Genomic DNA, 18,782 nt, shown 5'->3' on the forward strand with positions numbered 1-18,782 from the left:
AAAGGCCTCCCGTGATCGGGTGGACAATATTCCTAGTTATTTGCTTTGAATAATAAGGTATAGCACTTCTCCTCGCCTGTCAACCCGCTGCGGACGAAAAAGCTTCCGGCCTTCGATCCCGCTGCCGGATCAGGCCGAGCAGCATCCCAAGCATCGCCATCTCGCCGAGCAGCGGACTGCCCCAGCTGAGGAATGGCAACGAGAAGCCGACAACCGGCAGCAGCCCGAAGCTGAGCAGCAGGCTCCACATGGTCTGTACGCCGAACACCGCCGCCAGCGCGGCAGCCAAGGCGCGGGCTTGCGGATCCTGCACGCGCAGCGCCTGCACGAAGCAGCGGCCGATGAACAGCAGCAGCAGCGCGCCGAGCAGCAGGCCGAACGCCCAGCCGAGCGAATAGACGAGGAAGGGAAACAGAAATTCGCTGCCGATCGGGGCCTTGGGATCTGGTCCGTTCGGCAAGCCTTGGCCAAACCAGCCGGCGCTTTGCATCGCGTCGAGGGCCCTGCCATACAAAAAACGGCTTCTGTCCTCGGCGCTGCTCCAATTTGCTATCCGCTCCCAGGCGTAGAAGGAATCCCTTCGGATCAGGAAGAGAGCGAAAACGGGCAGCATCGCCACCCCGGACAGGGCAAGCCTCCAGCGCCGGTTCAATGCTACAAGGACAATCAGACCTGCACCGTACAAGGGCAACCTGGCCAACTGAGAGCTGCTTAGAAACAGAACGGCAGGAATCAGCCCCAGCAATGCCGCTTCCCCGATCGCTTGCAGCCAGAGGCTTTTCCGGTCGGCGGCAGCCGGTCGTGGACGAGCCACTATGCCGGCTGCCCCTGCAAACAGCAGGAGCATGGCAATCGGAGCCGAATCCAGAATTCCTGCGCCGATGGAAAGCTGCATTTGACCATTCACACGCACTCCGTGCACGATGGTTGCGGCCAAAAGCAACGCTCCCGTTCCGAAAAAGAGCCAGCACCAGCGACGCAGCAACGGCAACGGAACATAGTAACAAGCGGCCAGCGGCAAGAGTCCTAGCGCACCCAAGCCAAGCGAACTCTCCACCACGCTTGGCAACTCGTAAAGCTGCTGCAGCCCGTACACGTACGCGAGCCCCGCCAGCAGCATCAGCCCGGCCATGGCCGCCAGCCACAGATCCGGCTTCGGCCGATGCGCCAGATGCAGTCCGGCGCCCACCCGCTCCGCATCGCCCATGCGGCGCAGCGCCTCGCGAGCGGCTTCCTGCTCCTCCATGCCCTCCGCCCTCAGCTCCTCCGCCAGCTCCTCCAGATGGCCGAGCAGCTCCTCGCGAATCTCGGCATGCCGATCCTTCGCCCTTACCTTGGAGCAGACGGCGTCGAGGTACGCCCGCACCCGCGGGTCTTGCCCGATTCCCGTCATGCGCCGCCCTCCCCGAGCACCCGGTTGACCGTCCGGCTGAACAGCGCCCACTCCTGCTTGCGCTCGCCGAGCTGCCTGCGGCCGAGATCGGTGATCCGGTAATGCTTGCGCCGCCGCCCGCCCTCCTCGCTCCAGTACGACTCGACCCTCTTGTCCGCCTCGAGCGCGTGCAGGATCGGATACAGCGTCCCCTCCTGCAGCTGGAACAGCCCCTCCGAGCGGCGCTCCAGCTCCTTGGCCAGCTCGTAGCCGTACATTTCCTTGCGGTCGAGCAGCGACAGCACGAGGATGACCGTGCTCCCCTTCATCAGCTCCTTGCCGATTTTCATCTGCAATCCTCCAATATCTAGATTATCTAGGGATAGATATACTAGGGATAAGGATACAGGGAGGAAAGGGAAATTTCAACCTTTTATTTCCATTATCGACGCCGATCAAGTCAGGCTCCCGATCTGCTCCAAACCGTGCTGTCTCACGATTTTGTATGAACATGGTGCTAAGGGCGCAACGCACGGCGGTTCGCGCTCCCTTAACGGCAAAAATGCCGTTAGGACGCGCAACGCACGGCGAACCGCGCTCCCTAACGGCAAAAATGCCGTTAGGACGCGCAACGCACGGCGAACCGCGCTCCCTAACGGCAAAAATGCCGTTAGGACGCGCAACGCACGGCGGTTCGCGCTTCCTTAACGGCAAAAAGAGGCTTCCCCTCCGGTTAAAGTGTATCGGAACAAGGGGCATTCTGTCCAAGTTCGGACAGGAGCTAAAAAGCTGCCATCGCCCGCTCCTACCGGCCCCGCTCGCCCTTGCGGTAGCGGATCGGCGGAATTCCGACCGCCTTTTTGAAGGCGGTGCTGAAATAATGCTGCGTCTCGTAGCCGACCTGCTCGGCGATCTCGTGCATCGCCAGATCGGTCTCGATGAGCAGCCGCAGCGCCTGCTTGATCCGCGTCTGCGCGAGCAGGGCGACGAAGGACGTTCCCGTCTCCTGCTTGAAGATGCGGCTCAAGTAGGCGGCGGACACGTTCAGCTCCGAGGCGGTGCGCTCCAGCGACAGCTGCGGCTCCGGGTAGCCGGCCTCGATCCGCTCCTTGGTCTTGCGGACGAGCTCGGACAGGCTCGTCCCGCGGCTGACCGCTGCCTTGGCCTCGAGATAGAGCTCCGGCACGCGGGCGGCATCGCCGCCCGTCTCGCGGAAGCCGGCCTGCACCTCGATTCCCAGATAGCGGGCGATGCTCGCGGCGATCGAGTCGAGCTGCCCCGGCGCCGGCCGTCCCCAGACGAACAGCACGATGCAGCCCGAGCGGTCCCGGCAGCGCAGCAGGGCCAGGTCCTGCAGGCATTCGTCGACGATGTTCTCCATGGCGAACAGCAGCAGCTGGCGGTCCCTTTCCGAGTAGAACCACCTGCCCTTGGAATGGTCCGGCCAGCGCAGCGCGCCGACGGCGGACGGCGCTTCGACGGGCAGCCGCAGGAACGCCAGCTGCTCCTCGATCTCCCCCCGCTCCAGCTCGCCGCCGATCCACTCCAGGCCGAATCGCTCGCGCAGCAGATGCACGTTCTTCTCGATCTGCCGCGAAGCCATCTGCAGCCGCTCGTCCTGGTCGGTCGCGGCCTCCAGCTTGGCGGCGACCCGCCCCAGCATGTCGCCGAGCGCGTCCGGATTGACCGGCTTCAGGATATAGCCGTCCACGTTCAGGTTGATCGCTTCATGGGCGTAGCCGAACTCGTCATGTCCGGTGATGATGATGATCCGGCACTCCGGCAGCTCCTCCCGGAGGCGGGAGACGAGCTCCAGCCCGTCCATGATCGGCATGCGGATGTCGACGAGCAGGATGTGGACGCGATGGAGCAGCGCGAGCTCGAGCGCCTGCTCGCCGTCCTCCGCCTCGCAGGCGACGTCCAGCCCGAGCTCCGCCCACGGCACCGAGCTGCGGATTCCGTCGCGGATGATGGACTCATCGTCCGCGATCATTACTTTCCAGGCCATGGCGGCGCTCCTCCTCTCTCAGCGGCAGAATAGGATGCAGGATATACACGGTCGTGCCTTGCTGCGGGCGGCTCTCGACAGACAGCCCCCAGCCCTCGCCGAACGACAGCTGGAACCGCTCCTGCACGTTCCTCAGCCCGTAGCCGCCCGCAGCCTGTTCGAGCCGCCTCCGTCCCTCCGCGCGCAGGGCGTCCGCCGGCATGTCGCCGGCCAGCATCCGGCGCAGCTCCGCGCAGCGCTCCTCGCTCATGCCCGCCCCGTTGTCCTCGACGGCGAAGCGGATCGCGCCGCCCGCCTGCTCCGCCCGGATCGCGATCAGGCCCGGCCCGCGCCGCTCCTTGATGCCGTGGTAGATGGCGTTCTCGATTATCGGCTGCAGGAACACCTTCAGCACGGGCAGATGGCCGAGCGCCCGCTCGTCCACCTCGATCCGGTAATCGAGCTTCTCCTTGTAGCGCGTCTGCTGGATGTTCAGGTAGCTGCGGATATGCTCCAGCTCCTGGGCGAGCGGGATCATCTCGCGTCCCTTGCTGAGGCCGATGCGGAACAGCTTGGAGAGCGACTCCACGACCTCGGCCGCCTGCCGGGCGCCGTCCTTGCGGGCGAGCCACTGGATCGTGTCGAGCGTGTTGTACAGGAAATGCGGCTGGATATGGGCTTGCAGGCTCCTCAGCTCCGCCTCGCGCTTCTGCCGCTGCTCCTCCCCGACCTGGACGATCAGGAGGTTGATGCGGACGAGCATCTTGTTGAAGCTCTGGCCGAGCAGGCCGACCTCGTCCTGCCGCGCGCCGGCGATCCGGATCTGCATGTTGCCCTCCTCCACCTTGCGCATGAAGGACGACAGCTGGGAGATCGGCCGCGAGATCGAGTGCGACAAAAAGTACGAGGCGGCGATGCCGAGCAGGCAGACGAGAAAGACGAACGAGGCCAGGTACAGGTTGAGCTCCTGGTTCTCCTTGAGCGTCTCGGCGACCGGAAAGACGCCGACCGTCGTCCAGCCGGTGAACGGCGACTTCTGGTAGATGAACTGGAAGCGGCTGCCGCCGATCGCCTCCGAGAACGTGCCCGATGCGGACTCGAAGCGTCCGCCGTCCAGCCGGCCGGCGACCGACTCGCGCGGCGCATAGACCGTGTCGCCGCTGTCGTCGAGCACCATCAGATAGCCCGACTTGCCGAGCGTCACGCCGCGCAGCGTCTCGGCGACGACGCGCAGCTTGAGGTCGATCAGCACGACGCCCTCGGCCTGCTGCGATTCGGGCTGCAGGATCGCCCGCACGCCGGACACGATCTCGCTGTCCTTGTAATTGGCGTGGGTAATGACGTTCCGGTTGACGGGATGGCCGATCATCTGGAAGATCCCTTGCGACTCCACCGCCTGCCGGTACCAGTCCTCCTCCGTCAGCAGCCGATCGTTGCGGGCGTACATGTCGTTGCTCAAGTACTCGCCGCGAGCGTTGACGACCATGATGCCTGCGACCTCGCTGTACAGCGTCGTGAAGCCCTCGAGGAACTTGCTCGCGCGGTACTCCGTCTCCTCGTCCTGGAGAGCGGCCGAGCCGCCCTCCAGGAACGACTGGATCTCCGGATTCATCGCGATGAAGTAGGTGATGCTCTGCACGTTGGCCGCGTAATGGTCGAGCGACTTGTTCACGTTGCCGATCAGCTGCTCCGTATGGCTGTTGACCTGGCGCTCGATCGCGCCGTTCGTGGCGAGCGCGACGAGGATGCCGATCCCGAGCGCAGGCAGCGTGCTGACGATGAGAAAATGAACGATCAGCTTGTTGCGGATCGGCCAGTTGTTGAGCCGCAGCCAGTGAAGCGGCATGTCCGCGTCCCTCCTCCTTGTCGCCGCAGAAGCCTACTTGGCGTAATAAAGGTCGACATTGTCCCGGGTGACGACCGTGATTCCCGTGTCGACGTAGGCGGGCAGCGGCGATACGCCCGCCGACTGCCAGTCCGGCAGCGGATCGATCCGCTCCTGGCGGGCATGGAACAGCTGCATGAGCGACCAGTATCCCATGTTCCATGTGCCCTGCGCCAGCGTCGCGGCGATCGTGCCGCTCTTCACCATGTCGAGCGTCGCCTTGTTCGTGTCGAAGCTGATGATCCGCACCTCGCCGAGCTTGCCCTGCTTGAGCACCGCGTTGCCCGCGCCGACGCCGCCGTTCGCTTCGGTGACGAAGATGCCGACGAGATCGGGATCGCGCTTCATCATCGCCGCCGCCGCCCGCTCCGACTCGAGCTGGTCGCCCTTGCCGTCGGCGACGCTCGCCGGCACGAGGCCGGGGAACTCCTTGCGCAGCGTCTCCTCGAAGCCTCGCGTGCGCTCCTGATGGTTGAGCTGGTTCGGATGGGTGATGATGCCGACCTTGCCTGTCGCCCCTACCCGCTCGGCCATCTGGCGCGCAGCCGTGACGCCGGCCTCGTAGTTGTCCGTCCCGAGGAACGAATAGGCCTTGCTGCTCGGCGCGTCGGAATCGAACATGACGACCGGGATTCCGGCGTCGACGGCCTTGTCGATCGCGGCCCGCAACGCGTCGGAGTTGATTGCGCTGATCGCGATGCCCGCCGGCTTGCGCGCGATCGCCTGCTCCAGCACCTTCACTTCCTCGTGCACGTCGTATTGGGTCGAGCCGCGGTATTCGACGGAGACGCCGAGCGCTTCCGCCGCGTCCTCGAAGCCCTTGAGCGCGTTTTTCCAATAATCGATGCCGGTGAGGAAGTTGACCATCACGTACGTCTCCCCGCGCTCCCCGTGCAGGCCGGTGACGCCGCCGAGGGCGTCGGAATCGTCCTTGCTGAACGCCGCGTACAGAAATACCGCGAACGCTGCGATCAGGACGAGATAGACAAGCACCAGCTTTTTCATCAGGCATTCCCTCCGATCCGGCAAGCTGCCGCCACTCATTATAGCATCGGCTCGGAAGAGCGCGTACGCTTGCATGACGGAAAAAAAACGCGGCTGGCAGGCACGCAGCGCGTGCGGCTTCAGCCGCGACCGGCATCCGAGCGCATGCTCAGGAAGCCTTGTTCTTGTTGTACAGGTCGAAAGCGACCGCAAGCAGCAGCACGAGCCCCTTGATGCCCTGCTGATAGTCGATGCCGAGGCCGATCAGCGACATGCCGTTGTTCATGACGCCCATGACGAGGCCGCCGACGATCGCGCCGACGACCGTGCCGACGCCGCCGCTGGCCGAAGCGCCGCCGATGAAGGCCGCCGCGATGGCGTCCAGCTCGAAGTTGACGCCCGCCTTCGGCGTGGCGGCATTGAGGCGCGCCGCGAACACGAGTCCGGCGAGAGCCGCCATCGCGCCCATGTTGACGAACACCCAGAACGTCACCTTTTTCGTCTTCACGCCCGACAGCCTCGCGGCCTTCTCGTTGCCGCCGAGGGCGTAGATATGGCGGCCCATGACGGTCTTGCGCATGACGAACGTATAGATGACGACGAGCACCATGAGCAGGATGAGGATGTTCGGCAGTCCTTTGTAGGAGGCGAGCACGTAGGTGAACAGGTTGAGGATGAGGATGACGCCGGCCGCTCTGGCCGCTGCCAGCGGCAAGGACAGCTGCTCGAACGAGTAGCGCTTCTGGACGAGCCGGGCTCGCCATTCCATGAACAGGTAAAGGATCGAGACGATGATGCCGGCGAGAATCGTCGCTCCGTGCAGCTCCCAGCCGAACGGCAGATCCGGCACGAAGCCGGTGCTGATCGAACGGAACTCGTTCGGGAACGGCGCGACGGACTTGCCGTTCAGCACGAGCATGGTCAGACCGCGGAACAGCAGCATGCCCGCCAAGGTGACGATGAAAGACGGGATGCGCATGTACGCGACCCAGAATCCTTGCCAGGCTCCGACCGCCGCTCCGATCAGGAGGGAGATGACGATCGCGGCCGGATACGGCATCTGGTGCTGCACCATCAGGATCGCCGATATGGCGCCGACGAAGGCGGCGATCGAGCCGACGGACAGGTCGATATGGCCGGTGATGATGACGAGCAGCATGCCGATCGCCAGGATCAGGATGTAGCTGTTCTGCAGGATCAGGTTCGTGATGTTGAGCGGCTTGAGCAGGATGCCGCCGGAGAGGAGCTGGAACAGCAGCATGATGAACAGCAGCGCGATGAACATGCCGTACTGCCTGAAGTTGCCCCGCAGGGCGCGAAGCGCGGTTGTCATGGAGTGTCCCCCTTGCCGGTCATGTATTTCATCAGCCTTTCCTGGCTGGCTTCCGCTCTCGGCACGACGCCGGTGAACCGTCCCTCGTTCATGACGTAGATCCGGTCGCACATGCCGAGCAGCTCGGGCAGCTCGGAGGAGATCATCAGGATGCCTTTGCCCTGCTCCGCCAGCTGGTGGATGATGGTGTAGATTTCATACTTGGCGCCGACGTCGATTCCCCGCGTCGGCTCGTCGAGGATGAGCAGGTCGGGCCCGGTGAAGATCCATTTGCTGAGGACGACCTTCTGCTGGTTGCCGCCGCTCAGGTTGCCCGTCTTCTGGTGGATGCTCGGCGTCTTGATGTTCATCCGCTTGCGGAATCCTTCCGCCTCGACGATCTCCCGGCTGTCGTCCACGACGAACCATTTCGAGATGCTCTTCAAGCTGGCGAGCGTCGTATTGCGCTTGATGTCCTCGTCCAGGATCAAGCCGTACTCCTTGCGGTCCTCCGTCACGTAGGCGATGCCGGCGTCGATCGCCTGGGGGATGTCGCGGAGCTTCAGCTCCTTGCCCTCCTTGAACAGCTGCCCGCTGATCCGCTTGCCGTACGACTGGCCGAAGATGCTCATCGCCAGCTCCGTGCGCCCCGCGCCCATCAGCCCGGCGATGCCGACGATCTCGCCACGCCGCACCTCGAAGCTGACGCCGTCGACGACCATGCGGTCCGGCTGCAGCGGATGGCTGACCGTCCAGCCTCGCGCCTCGAACAGCAGCTCGCCGATGCTCGGCTCCCGCTCCGGATAGCGGTGCGTCAGGTCGCGGCCGACCATCCCCTTGATGATCCGATCCTCGGTGATCTCGTCGGCGCGGACGTCCAGCGTCTCGATCGTCCGGCCGTCCCGCAGGATCGTGATCGAGTCGGCCACCTTCATGATCTCATTCAGCTTGTGGGAGATGATGATCGACGTCATGCCCTTTTTCTTGAATTCCAGCAGCAGCCGCAGCAGGTTCTCGCTGTCCTCCTCGTTGAGCGCCGCTGTCGGCTCGTCGAGGATGAGCAGCTTCACGTCCTTGGACAGCGCCTTGGCGATCTCCACGAGCTGCTGCTTGCCGACGCCGAGCGATCCCGCCTCCGTCTGCGGCGAGTCGCCGAGGCCGACCGTCTGCAGCAGCTCCTTCGTGCGGATCGTCGTCTCGTTCCAGTCGATGATGCCCCGGGCCGACCGCTCGTTGCCCAGGAAGATATTTTCTGCAATGGACAGCTGCGGGATGAGCGCCAGCTCCTGATGGATGATGACGATGCCCTGCTGCTCGCTGCCGCGGATCGACCGGAATTCGCAGGCCTTTCCATTAAACAAAATATCTCCCTCGTACGAGCCATGCGGATACACCCCGGAGAGCACTTTCATCAGCGTCGACTTGCCGGCGCCGTTCTCTCCCATCAGGGCGTGGATCTCGCCTTCTTCTACTTTCAGGTTGACATTCTCAAGAGCCTTGACGCCGGGAAAAGCCTTGGTGATCCCGCGCATTTCCAGCAATGCCTCCATCGTTCCCTCACCATGCCTTTCGAAGGATTGGACGGACGGAGTCCCGCAGCACTCCGCCCGCCATGCCCGGATGGCTTACTTCAGCTCATCCTCCGTGTAGTAGCCCGAATCGACCAGCACCTGCTTGTAGTTGTCCTTGTCGACCGAGACCGGCTCCAGCAGATAGGATGGAACGACCTTGACGCCGTTGTCATACGTCTCGGTGTCGTTCACTTCGGCTTCCTTGCCCTCGATGACCGACTCCGCCATCGTCACCGCCACCTTGGCCAGCTCCCTCGTATCCTTGAACACGGTCGACGTCTGCTCCCCGGCGAGGATCGACTTGATCGAGGCCAGCTCGGCATCCTGGCCGCTGATGACCGGCATCGGCTTGTCGGCCGTGCCGTAGCCGACCCCCTTGAGGGAGGAGATGATGCCGATGCTGATGCCGTCATACGGCGAGAGCACCGCGTCCACCGTCTCGTCGGCATAGCTCGCGCTCAGCAGATTGTCCATCCGGGACTGGGCCGTCGCGCCGTCCCAGCGGAGCGTGGCGACCTGCTCCATGCTCGTCTGCTTGCTGCGGACGACGAGCTTGCCGCTGTCGATATGCGGCTGCAGCACCGACATCGCGCCGTCGAAGAAGAAGTAGGCGTTGTTGTCGTCCGGCGATCCGGCGAACAGCTCGATGTTGAACGGACCTTTGCCGTCCTTCAGCCCGAGCTTCTGCTCGATGTAGGACGCTTGCAGGACGCCGACCTTGAAGTTGTCGAACGTGGCGTAATAGGACACATGCTCCGAGTTCTTGATCAGGCGGTCGTAAGCGATGACCTGGATGCTCTGGTCGGCCGCCTTCTGCAGCACGTCCGTCAGCGACTCGCCGTCGATCGCGGCGATGACGAGCACTTTGACGCCCTTCGTCATCATGTTCTCGATCTGGGACACCTGGTTCTCGATGACGTCCTCCGCGTACTGGAGGTCGACGCTGTACCCTTTCTCCTCGAACTGCTTCTTCATGTTGTCTCCGTCCGCGACCCAGCGCTCGGACGATTTTGTCGGCATCGAGACGCCGACCATTCCTTTTTCTCCGCCGCCGGAGCTTCCGCCGTTGCCGGCGTCCGCGCCGCCGTTGCCGCCGGCGTTGCCGCAAGCGGCCAGCAGCAGGATGAGCATCGATGCGACGAGCAGAGAGATCGCCTTTTTCATGTCCATGTCCCCTTTTCGATAGATGGCTGAACGTGCTGGATCTATCGTAGAGCACAGACGCGTAGCGGGTCTTTGCAATGAATTGTCGCGTTTTTATAAAAAACCGACCTCGCGGCAAGCCAAACATCCCCGCGCCTGGAAGCTCGGCTTCCGGACGCGGGGATGCGGGTCGAATCATCTATGGCCGATGGCTCGGCTGAACAGATCCACGAGCTCCTGGCTGAAGCGAATCGGGTCGATCCTGGCCTTGAGCTTGACGTTGAAGCCGTACTCGTCGAGGGCGCCGCGGATCGCGCTCGCCATCGCATCGAGGTCGAAAGCGCCGAACTCCCCTTGCTCTTGCCCGAGCCGCAGGATTCGGCGAAGCTCGTTTTCCAGAGGGTCGTCCTCGTCATCCTGCAGCTTGTAGTAAGGCATGCCGTCCGCCGTCCGGGCATGAAAGACGATCTCGATCAGCGCCGTGCTGCGAGCGGGATTCTCCGCCTGATAGGCGATGCTGGCCTCGATGTACGCCTGCAGCTTTTCTCGGGGACCCGAGGCCGCCGCCGTCCGTTCCAGCACAGAGGAGGACAGGTCTGTCGCCAGCTTCATCAGGGCATAGTCCATCAGATCGTTCTTGTCTCGATAGTGATAGGAAATCAGGGCGGCGCTGATGCCCGCCCGCTTGGCGATCTGAGCCATGCTGGCTCGGATATAGCCGATCTCATCCAGCGTCCGGATCGTCGCCTCGAAAATCTGGGCGCGCCTCGCGTCCGCGATGAACGTCTGCTTCTCCTCCGCGTCTCTTCCTTTCATCCGCTTCTCCTTTTCGCTCGAACTAGGCTTTTCTCCAGTACTGCATGGTTCCTTTGTCCTTGACCGACAAGCCGAGCCTCGCGGCTTCCCGCTTCATTTCCCTCGCAGCATCGGCTTCCTTGCCGCGCAAGGCCAGCTCGCGGGCTTCCAGCAGCGCGTTCAATGCCGGCGTCAAGTCGGGCGCATTCCTCACCCAGAGCCGGTAATGCCCTTCGAACGGGTCTCCTGCGGCAGACCAGGCATATCCATGCCGGATGAAGGCTTGCTCCGCACGAGCGGGATCCGCATCATAGGGCTCGCGAGCGAGCTCGACGCCTGTGCGGCCGACCAGCACGAGCTGCTTGCCTTCGATGAAAGCCGCAGCGACCTCCGATCGAGGGAAGCTCTGAGCCGAATGGCGGATCTTCAAGGTCGCCTCCTCGTCGGAAACCGAGATCGCCAAGCTGTCTTTCATCGCTTCGGACGCGAGCCAGCAGCCTGCGATCAGGCCAAGGGCAGCGGTCAGAAGCACGATCCATTCCTGCTCGATAGAAGCGATGAGCTCCAGCGGCCCCTGCAAAGGAAACCAGGGAAGAGCAGCGGCCCAGCCGGCGATGGCGGGGACGAAATAGCCGAGCGCGATGCCTAGAGCGGGCGGAACGGTCAGCAGGATCCAGCGGTCAGCCGCCGACAGGTGTACGACCGTGATGCTGCCCGCGCCTCGCTGCGCTCCAGATCGTCGAGTCTGCATGCATGCCTTCCTCCTTTTCAATGGTCGGATAGACAATCTGATTGATCAACCTAAATTCTGATCGATTAATCAGATTTTAGCTTATTCTTTGTTTCAGGTCAAGGAAAGAGATGGCCGAAGGCGAATGAAGGGATCGATTCTCCGTTCGAAATCGGCGCTGCGACCGTCAATCTGCCGGAATGACCGCCGGGGCGGCAGATCGCCTGTATCAGGCTCAGCTTCCGGACCCGAGCGCCGAATTCGTCTGGACACGAACGAAGCCCCCGCCGGAGCACGCTCCTGCGGGGGCTTCATTTTTCAGTGGGGCTCGCTATGAGACCAGGCCTATGCCTCGCCTCTTGCGGCTCCGTTCATAATCGTTGAGCAGAGCATCAAGCTCTTGAGACAGGAACAGCACCAATTCGGATCGGAACCCGCACTGCTCGGCGGCTTTGATCATTTCGGAACGCTTCTGTTCGACCGCTTCCAATATCCGGGACACGTTCAGGTCCATGGGCTATCCCCTCCTGCTTCATATATCGGCAGGCGCAGGATGTTTTTCCATATATTATCATCCTATTTTTGACTGAATTTCCTTCTCCGCGAGACGGATGAACGCCTCCAGCTCCATCGTCCCTAGATCGCCTCCGCCCCGGCTGCGCACCGCCGCCCGGCCCGCATCCGCTTCGGCCTCTCCGACGACGAGCATATAGGGAATCTTGGCGAGCTGCGCATCCCGGATGCGGCTGCCGAGCTTCTCGGCGCGGCTGTCCGCATCGGCGCGCAGGCCCGCCTCGGCGAGCCGCTCCCGCATCCGCTCGGCGGCTTCGCGCTGCGCCTCCGATACCGGCAGCACGCGCGCCTGGACTGGCGCGAGCCACAGCGGGAACGCGCCCGCGAAATGCTCCGTCAGGATGCCGAGGAAGCGGTCGATCGAGCCGTAGACGGCCCGATGGATGACGACCGGCCGATGGCGCGCGCCGTCTTCGCCGACATAGCCGAGATCGAATTTCTCCGGTATCTGGAAGTCGAGCTGGATCGTGCCGCATTGCCAGCTGCGCCCGAGCGCGTCGAGCACATGGTAGTCGATCTTCGGCCCGTAAAAGGCTCCGTCGCCTTCGTTCAGCCGGTAGTCCGCCCCGCGCCGCTCCAGCACGTCCCGCAGCGCTCCCTCCGCCTGCTCCCAGAGCTCCGCCGCCCCCATGCTGTCCGCCGGCCTCGTCGACAGCTCCATCCGGTACGAGAAGCCGAGCCGGCCGTACACCTCGTCGATCAGATCCATGACGCGGCCGATCTCCTCGCCGATCTGATCCGGCCGGACGAACAGATGGGCATCGTCCTGGCAGAACGAGCGGACGCGCATCATGCCGCTCAGCGCCCCCGAGAACTCGTGGCGGTGGACCTGGCCGAACTCCGCCAGCCGCAGCGGCAGCTCGCGGTACGAGCGGAGCCGGCTGCCGAAGATGAGCATATGGCCCGGGCAGTTCATCGGCTTGAGCGCGTACGGACTGCCGTCGACGTCGCAGAAGTACATCTGGTCCTTGTAATGGTCCCAGTGGCCCGACTCCTCCCACAGCCTGCGGTTCATCAGCAGCGGCGTGCGCACCTCCTCGTAGCCGCGGCGCAGCTGCAGCCTGCGGGCGAAGTCCTCGAGCGCCGTCCGCACCGCCATGCCGCGCGGCAGATAGAACGGCATGCCCGGCGCTTCCTCCAAGAACAGAAACAGCTGCAGCTCCTTGCCGAGCTTGCGGTGATCGCGCCTGCGCGCTTCCTCCAGCCGCTCCAGATGCTCGCCCAGCTGCGCCTTTTTCCAAAAAGCCGCGCCGTGGATCCGCTGCAGCATCGGCCTCCCGGAGTCGCCCCGCCAGTAGGCGCCTGCGACGCTCATCAGCCGGAATGCCTTGAGCCGGCCCGTCGACGGCAGCAGCGGACCCTCCTCGAGCGCCTCGAAGCCGCCGTGCCCGTAAAACGCGTAGGGGCCGTCGTCCGGGCGCTCCCGCAGCAGCTCCAGCTGCAGCGCCTCGCCTCCCTCCGCCAGCCGCTCCTCCGCCTCCGAGCGGCTCCGCGACATGCGCGTGAACGGCAGATCCTCGGCGACGATGCGCTCCATCTCCTTCTCGATGCGGACGAGCTCTCCCGCGCCGACCGGCGCGGCCAGCCGCGCGTCGCAGCCGAAGCCGTCCTGGCCGGCGAAGCAGCTCCCGATCGTCACAGCGGCATCGCCGTACAGCCGCTTCAGCGCATGCGCCAGCACATGGGCCGCGCTCCGGCGCAGCAGCTCGAGCGCGGCCGGATCGTCCGGCAGGAGCAGCTCCAGCGCGCCGCCGCTCTCGAGCGGCCGGTCGAGGTCGACCAGCCGCCCGTCCAGCCGCGCGGCCGCCGCCTTGGCGCGCAGCCCCGGCCGGATCGTGTCCGCCACGGCCGCGGCGGTCGTGCCGGCCGGGTACCTCCTGACCTGGCCGCTCGGCAGAGCGATGCGGATCTCGCTGCCGCCGGATTCGCCGGCGGACTCGCTGCGGGGCAGCTCGACGGCTGGATCGATTCCGGGGCCGCCTTCGTTTTTCTGCTCTCTGATTTCCATGCGCTTCTCCTCCTTTCTTCGTCTGGGAACAACAAAAAACGCGCTTCATCCCGAGAAGGGACGAGCGCGCTAAGGACCCGTGGTTCCACCCTGATTCGACCTCCGGCACGAGCGGCACGGAAAGTCCTTCATTGGCGTCCGATAGCGGGGACGAGCCGGCAGGCTTACGGCCGCGCGGCACTTGCCGGCAGGTTCAGCGCTGCAGCTATCAGAGGGGTAATCCCGGCATCCGGCACCGAAGAAGCTCGCAGCGTGCGCTTCTCTCTCTGGGCGGCCCGCGAAGGGGATCCTGTCTCTGGTCATGGCTCACTGAAGAATGAGATTGGAGCCTATCTTACCCGCTCGGAGGCGGGCAAGTCAAGACGCTTTTTCGGCAAAGGCGATTTCGGACCCCCGTCCTCGTGCCGCTTCCTTGCAGCTCCCTTGCAGCTCCCGCGCCCTTCCTACGCCCCTCCCGTGCCGCCCGTCAAACGCCGCCCTCCCGCAGATCGCCAGCCTTCAGCGCCATCTGCAGCAGCAGCTTCGTCTCCGGATCGTCGAGCCGCAGGCCAAGCTCGGCCTTGAGCTTGTCCAGCCGGTAGACGATCGTGTTGTAGTGGACGAACATGCGGTCGGCCGTCTCCTTGGCGTTGCAGTTGCAGGCGAAATAAACGCGAAGCGTCTTCAGCAGCGCGCCCTGCTGCCTGCCGTCCAGCGCCAGCAGCGGCTCCAGGTACAGCCGGCAAAATTCCTCCAGCTCCTCGCTCCCCTGCAGGCGGAACAGCAGGAGGTAGACGCCGAGCTCGCCGTAGGACACGGCGGCGGACTCCAGCCCGCAGGCGCGGCGGACCTGAGCGGTCCGTCCCGCTTCGCGATAGCTGCGGGCGACCTCCGAGCGGCTGCTCGCCGGACGCCCGAAGCATAGCGCGAAGCGGCCGGGCGCGGCCGCCTCCAGCCGGCGGAGCGCCTCGCTCGCCGAAGCCTCCTCCTGCTGTGGCGACGGCAATCCGCCTTCAAAGGCGTCCAGCACGGCGAGCGCTCCTTCCAGCACAGTCCAGCGCAGCGCGCCGGAGCCGCCGCCCGCGCTGCGGTTCAGCTCTCGCGCCAGCTCCGTCAGCTGCGCTTCGCCGCCGGCGGCCGCGGCCGGTCCCGTTTCCCGCGGCACGGCGATCCCGACACGGTAGGCATCCGGCTCAAGCAGCTTCCAGCCGCAAGCTTCGGCGCGCAGGCGCAGGTCGCTCTCGGACAGGATGCGTCCGGCGATCCAGTCCTGCAGGAACTGGTCGAGGTACTTGCTCTCGATGCTCTCCCGCGCCCTCCGATTGGCCAGCTCGAAGCCGAGCAGCCTCGCCGCCCAGCTGATCGTCAGCGAATCGACGACGCCGAGCTCTCCGTCCTGCTCCAGCACGAGCAGCCAGGCGCGCCCTCCTCCCGCACCCTCGATCGGCACCGCATGCACGCGCGGCACGGTCCCGCTCCAAGCCGCCGCCTCGCTCGGCGGCCGGCCTGCCGCCAGCTCCAGCCAGAGGCGGGGCTCGAACGGTCCTCCCAGCCGGTCCGCGCCCGGCGACAGCAGCGCCGGCTGCGAAGAGCCTTCCGCCAGCACGGCCGGATGCCGCACCATCGCCTCCAGATGGCGCAAGAAGGCAGGAAGCCCGTCCCCGTGCAGAAGCACTTGGGACAGGCGCTGGACGCGTCCTTGCAAAATCGTCAGATCCTTGGACTCCGAGACGAGCACGCGCTCCATCACCTCGCGCACGACATCGGAGAACGTCGTCGCCGGCGGCAGCTCGATCAGCGGCATGCCGTGCCGCTCCGCCGCCTCGACCGCCGAGGCCGGCACCTCGTCGACGAAGCGCTTCGTCTTGATCCCGAGCGCGGCCACGCCCTTGCGCGCCAGCTGCGCGACCAGCTCGGCCAGCACCTCGGGCTGATCCTTGAACGGATAGCCGGTCGTCATGAGCAGCTCGCCCGGGCGCACCCAGTCGATGACGTCCGGCACCTCCATCACGTTGACCCGCGTCACTTCCCGCTCCAGCCCCGCCGCTCCGCCAAGCAGCGCGGCTCCTTGCAGATTCGGAATGTCGAACACGTCCTTGACCTTGAACGGCTCCAGCCTCAATCCGTCCATGCGCTTCCCTCCTTCCAGCATCTTGCCCGAAAGCCGATACGGGGCTGCGGCGGACCGGGCTCCCGGTCCGCTCAGCCTCCCGCGCGCAGCACCCGCTCCACCTCGTCCGTCTCTGCCGTCCAGCCGAAGATCGCCCCCTGCTGCACGAGCATGCGCAGCGCGGAGCGGTGATCCTCCGGATCGAACGCGGCGCTCGCATCCGCGACGACGACGCATTCGTACCCGCGGTCGTTGGCCTCCCGCACCGTCGTATGGACGCATACATGCGTCGTGACGCCGCAGACGATCAAGCTGCGGACGCCGAGCCGCCGCAGCTCCGCCTCCAGCGAGGTCGCATAAAACGCGCCTTTGCCGGGCTTGTCGATCACGATCTCAACCGGCAGCGGAGCGAGCTCGGGCACGATGCCGTGCCCGAGCTCGCCGCGGATCAGGATGCGCCCCATCGGCCCCTCGTCGCCGATGCCCGCGCCCTGGCGGCGGCTGCGCTGCAGCTTGGAGGGCGGACAGTCGCTCAGATCCGGCAGATGGCCCTCCCGCGTATGGACGACCGGCATGCCCGTGCCTCTGGCGGCGGCGAGCAGGCGGGCGATCGCCGGGATGATCGCCCTCGCCGGGGCGATGTCGTTGCCGAGCCGCTCGCCGAAGCCGCCCGGCGCGCAGAAGTCGTTCTGCATGTCGATGACGAGCAGCGCCGTCCGCTCCGGCTCGAAGCGGAACGGGTACGGAAGCGCTCCGGCCAGCTCGCGGCTCATGCTCCGTCCTCTCCGCGCCGAGGCGGCGCTGCCTCCGCCCCCGGAGGTCCGGGGACGTCGACGAGCGTCGTGCCGAAAAAGCGGTTCGGCGGCGGGGACGGCTCGACCGGCAGGAACACGCTGATCTGCTCGGAAGGCTCGTGCCCGGCATTGAACACCGAGTGCACGACGCCCGCGGGCACCTGGAACGTATCGCCCGCCCGGCATTCGGTCCACTGGCCGTTGCAGAGCAGCTTCACCTGGCCCTTGGTGATGTGGATCAGCTCCGCGACATCGTGATGATGAGGCAGCACCGCGCCGCCGACGCCGATCTTCTCCCAGAGCACGGAGCTGGCCCGGATGCCGAGCCGGTCGGCGTCCGCCGCCGAGCAGATCTCCCGGTGGTACAGCTCGGGATGATGCGGCATCCGGTCCCACTCCATGCCGGACTCGCGCAGCACGACCGTGCCCGCCGGCACAGCCGCTTCTGCAGCTTTTCCTCCCGCGGCCGCGGCCGTGCCCGCCCCGGACTCCTCCGCCTGCATGGCTCTCCTCGTCGGCTCCGTCATCGCGCCGCGCCTCCCTTCGCTCCGCCATATCGCCGCTCCGGCGGCGGGAACCCCTCGCTCGTGCCGTCCTTGATGAGCACCTCATCCTCCCAAGGCAGCCGGTAGCGGCCGGCGGCGAGATCATGCATGTAGGTGTACGGACAGTCGCCTGCGCCGCCCTGCACCGCGACGTAGCCGCGATGGCCGAGCTGGTACAGGTTGTTCTCCACGCCCCAGATGCGGCGCGCCTCGCGGACGAGCGACGGCCGCACCTCGCCGGCCACGATCTCGTCGGGCCGTCCGCCGCCGTGGACGAGCGTCATGCCGTCGAAGCCGACGATCATCGCCTCGCCCATCGAGTCGAAGACGCCGTCGCTGCCACTCAGGCAGACCGAGGCGGTGTACATCAGGTTGCAAAAGGCGTTCGCCTGGTTCGTCACCTGCCATGCATGGCGGATCGGAGCCGTATAGCCGGCCGTGCGCAGCATGATGTCCGCACCGAGATAGGCGCATTCGCGCGCCATTTCCGGGAACATGCCGTCATGGCAGATGACGAGCGCCAACCGGCTGCCGTTCGGCCCGTCGCACATCGGGATGCCGAGATCGCCCGGCTCCCACGGCTCCACCGGCACCCACGGATGCAGCTTGCGGTACTTCAGCCGGATTCCGCCTTCGTCGTCGATGATGAGCCCCGTGTTGTACGGATTGCCGTCCGGATTGAGCTCCATGATGCTGAAGCAGCCCCAGATGCGATGCTCGCGGCAGGCCTCCCGCCACAGCTCGACCTCCGGCCCGTCGACCCGGCACATGAGCGCCGGATCGGTATTCATCGATAGGCCATGCAGCGAATATTCGGGAAATACGATCAGATCCATCGAGCGCGAGCCCTTCCGCGCCTTGGCCGTCATCTCCGCGATGCGCCTCGCCTGCGCCGCCAGCTGCTCCGGCGTCTCGACGGCCGGCAGCTGCAGCTGCGCGAGGCCGATGACGACGCCGTCCGGCGATTTGTTCAAGCCGCCCAGTCCGTTCATAG

Annotated in this window: 16 protein-coding genes; all 16 read right to left on the reverse strand. The window is 65.2% G+C overall.

Annotated elements, in window-relative coordinates; translation table 11 throughout:
• Window positions 1-79 precede the first annotated feature (79 nt).
• Entirely contained in the window at window positions 80-1,393 is a 1,314-nt protein-coding gene (locus B8V81_RS08040) for an FtsW/RodA/SpoVE family cell cycle protein (protein WP_028598392.1), read from the reverse strand.
• Entirely contained in the window at window positions 1,390-1,722 is a 333-nt protein-coding gene (locus tag B8V81_RS08045) for a PadR family transcriptional regulator (protein WP_101808104.1), read from the reverse strand. Before B8V81_RS08045 ends, B8V81_RS08040 begins: the two co-directional genes overlap by 4 nt.
• 455 nt (window positions 1,723-2,177) lie before the next feature.
• Window positions 2,178-3,380 carry a response regulator gene (locus tag B8V81_RS08050; RefSeq protein WP_028598395.1) on the reverse strand — a complete coding sequence of 401 codons (1,203 nt, stop codon included), beginning with the start codon at window positions 3,378-3,380 and terminating at the stop codon, window positions 2,178-2,180.
• Window positions 3,349-5,205 (reverse strand): cache domain-containing sensor histidine kinase, encoded by a 1,857-nt coding sequence (locus tag B8V81_RS08055; RefSeq protein WP_043111159.1) that lies wholly within the window; start codon window positions 5,203-5,205, stop codon window positions 3,349-3,351. The genes B8V81_RS08050 and B8V81_RS08055 overlap by 32 nt, the downstream gene beginning before the upstream one ends.
• 33 nt (window positions 5,206-5,238) lie before the next feature.
• Window positions 5,239-6,249, reverse strand: coding sequence for a substrate-binding domain-containing protein (locus B8V81_RS08060; RefSeq protein WP_028598390.1), 1,011 nt, complete (start codon window positions 6,247-6,249; stop codon window positions 5,239-5,241).
• 148 nt (window positions 6,250-6,397) lie between these two features.
• Complete coding sequence (mmsB, locus tag B8V81_RS08065) at window positions 6,398-7,561, reverse strand: multiple monosaccharide ABC transporter permease (protein WP_028598389.1); 1,164 nt, start codon at window positions 7,559-7,561, stop codon at window positions 6,398-6,400.
• On the reverse strand, window positions 7,558-9,090 hold the full coding sequence (mmsA, locus tag B8V81_RS08070; protein ID WP_028598388.1) for a multiple monosaccharide ABC transporter ATP-binding protein: 1,533 nt from the start codon (window positions 9,088-9,090) through the stop codon (window positions 7,558-7,560). Before mmsA ends, mmsB begins: the two co-directional genes overlap by 4 nt.
• A 75-nt stretch (window positions 9,091-9,165) precedes the next feature.
• Window positions 9,166-10,275 carry a multiple monosaccharide ABC transporter substrate-binding protein gene (gene chvE, locus B8V81_RS08075; protein WP_028598387.1) on the reverse strand — a complete coding sequence of 370 codons (1,110 nt, stop codon included), beginning with the start codon at window positions 10,273-10,275 and terminating at the stop codon, window positions 9,166-9,168.
• 174 nt (window positions 10,276-10,449) lie between these two features.
• On the reverse strand, window positions 10,450-11,070 hold the full coding sequence (locus tag B8V81_RS08080) for a TetR family transcriptional regulator (protein ID WP_028598386.1): 621 nt from the start codon (window positions 11,068-11,070) through the stop codon (window positions 10,450-10,452).
• Window positions 11,071-11,092: 22 nt separating this feature from the next.
• Window positions 11,093-11,800, reverse strand: a complete 708-nt coding sequence (locus B8V81_RS08085; RefSeq protein ID WP_052333115.1) for a YqeB family protein — start codon at window positions 11,798-11,800, stop codon at window positions 11,093-11,095.
• Window positions 11,801-12,110: 310 nt separating this feature from the next.
• The gene (locus B8V81_RS08090) at window positions 12,111-12,293 is read right to left on the reverse strand and encodes an aspartyl-phosphate phosphatase Spo0E family protein (protein WP_043111158.1); all 183 of its coding nucleotides are present in this window, start codon (window positions 12,291-12,293) and stop codon (window positions 12,111-12,113) included.
• A gap of 57 nt (window positions 12,294-12,350) precedes the next feature.
• On the reverse strand, window positions 12,351-14,360 hold the full coding sequence (gene thrS, locus B8V81_RS08095; RefSeq protein ID WP_084136980.1) for a threonine--tRNA ligase: 2,010 nt from the start codon (window positions 14,358-14,360) through the stop codon (window positions 12,351-12,353).
• A 466-nt stretch (window positions 14,361-14,826) separates the two neighbouring features.
• Window positions 14,827-16,470, reverse strand: coding sequence for a PucR family transcriptional regulator (locus B8V81_RS08100; protein WP_052333114.1), 1,644 nt, complete (start codon window positions 16,468-16,470; stop codon window positions 14,827-14,829).
• A gap of 71 nt (window positions 16,471-16,541) precedes the next feature.
• On the reverse strand, window positions 16,542-17,222 hold the full coding sequence (locus tag B8V81_RS08105) for a cysteine hydrolase family protein (RefSeq protein WP_028598382.1): 681 nt from the start codon (window positions 17,220-17,222) through the stop codon (window positions 16,542-16,544).
• Window positions 17,219-17,770 (reverse strand): cupin domain-containing protein, encoded by a 552-nt coding sequence (locus B8V81_RS08110; RefSeq protein WP_240478985.1) that lies wholly within the window; start codon window positions 17,768-17,770, stop codon window positions 17,219-17,221. Before B8V81_RS08110 ends, B8V81_RS08105 begins: the two co-directional genes overlap by 4 nt.
• Window positions 17,767-18,780 carry a formamidase gene (locus B8V81_RS08115; protein ID WP_028598381.1) on the reverse strand — a complete coding sequence of 338 codons (1,014 nt, stop codon included), beginning with the start codon at window positions 18,778-18,780 and terminating at the stop codon, window positions 17,767-17,769. Before B8V81_RS08115 ends, B8V81_RS08110 begins: the two co-directional genes overlap by 4 nt.
• Window positions 18,781-18,782 lie beyond the last annotated feature (2 nt).

The organism is Paenibacillus pasadenensis (assembly GCF_002864175.1).
Taxonomy (GTDB): Bacteria; Bacillota; Bacilli; order Paenibacillales; family Paenibacillaceae; genus Paenibacillus_O; species Paenibacillus_O pasadenensis.

Coding starts and splice junctions, on each gene's coding strand:
- B8V81_RS08045 (WP_101808104.1), bottom strand. CDS start 1,722: ATGAAAATCGGCAAGGAGCTGATGAAGGGGAGCACGGTCATCCTCGTG.
- B8V81_RS08060 (WP_028598390.1), bottom strand. CDS start 6,249: ATGAAAAAGCTGGTGCTTGTCTATCTCGTCCTGATCGCAGCGTTCGCG.
- B8V81_RS08115 (WP_028598381.1), bottom strand. CDS start 18,780: ATGAACGGACTGGGCGGCTTGAACAAATCGCCGGACGGCGTCGTCATC.
- chvE (WP_028598387.1), bottom strand. CDS start 10,275: ATGAAAAAGGCGATCTCTCTGCTCGTCGCATCGATGCTCATCCTGCTG.
- B8V81_RS08050 (WP_028598395.1), bottom strand. CDS start 3,380: ATGGCCTGGAAAGTAATGATCGCGGACGATGAGTCCATCATCCGCGAC.
- B8V81_RS08085 (WP_052333115.1), bottom strand. CDS start 11,800: ATGCAGACTCGACGATCTGGAGCGCAGCGAGGCGCGGGCAGCATCACG.
- mmsB (WP_028598389.1), bottom strand. CDS start 7,561: ATGACAACCGCGCTTCGCGCCCTGCGGGGCAACTTCAGGCAGTACGGC.
- mmsA (WP_028598388.1), bottom strand. CDS start 9,090: ATGGAGGCATTGCTGGAAATGCGCGGGATCACCAAGGCTTTTCCCGGC.
- B8V81_RS08100 (WP_052333114.1), bottom strand. CDS start 16,470: ATGGACGGATTGAGGCTGGAGCCGTTCAAGGTCAAGGACGTGTTCGAC.
- B8V81_RS08090 (WP_043111158.1), bottom strand. CDS start 12,293: ATGGACCTGAACGTGTCCCGGATATTGGAAGCGGTCGAACAGAAGCGT.
- B8V81_RS08105 (WP_028598382.1), bottom strand. CDS start 17,222: ATGAGCCGCGAGCTGGCCGGAGCGCTTCCGTACCCGTTCCGCTTCGAG.
- thrS (WP_084136980.1), bottom strand. CDS start 14,360: ATGGAAATCAGAGAGCAGAAAAACGAAGGCGGCCCCGGAATCGATCCA.
- B8V81_RS08110 (WP_240478985.1), bottom strand. CDS start 17,770: ATGACGGAGCCGACGAGGAGAGCCATGCAGGCGGAGGAGTCCGGGGCG.
- B8V81_RS08055 (WP_043111159.1), bottom strand. CDS start 5,205: ATGCCGCTTCACTGGCTGCGGCTCAACAACTGGCCGATCCGCAACAAG.
- B8V81_RS08080 (WP_028598386.1), bottom strand. CDS start 11,070: ATGAAAGGAAGAGACGCGGAGGAGAAGCAGACGTTCATCGCGGACGCG.
- B8V81_RS08040 (WP_028598392.1), bottom strand. CDS start 1,393: ATGACGGGAATCGGGCAAGACCCGCGGGTGCGGGCGTACCTCGACGCC.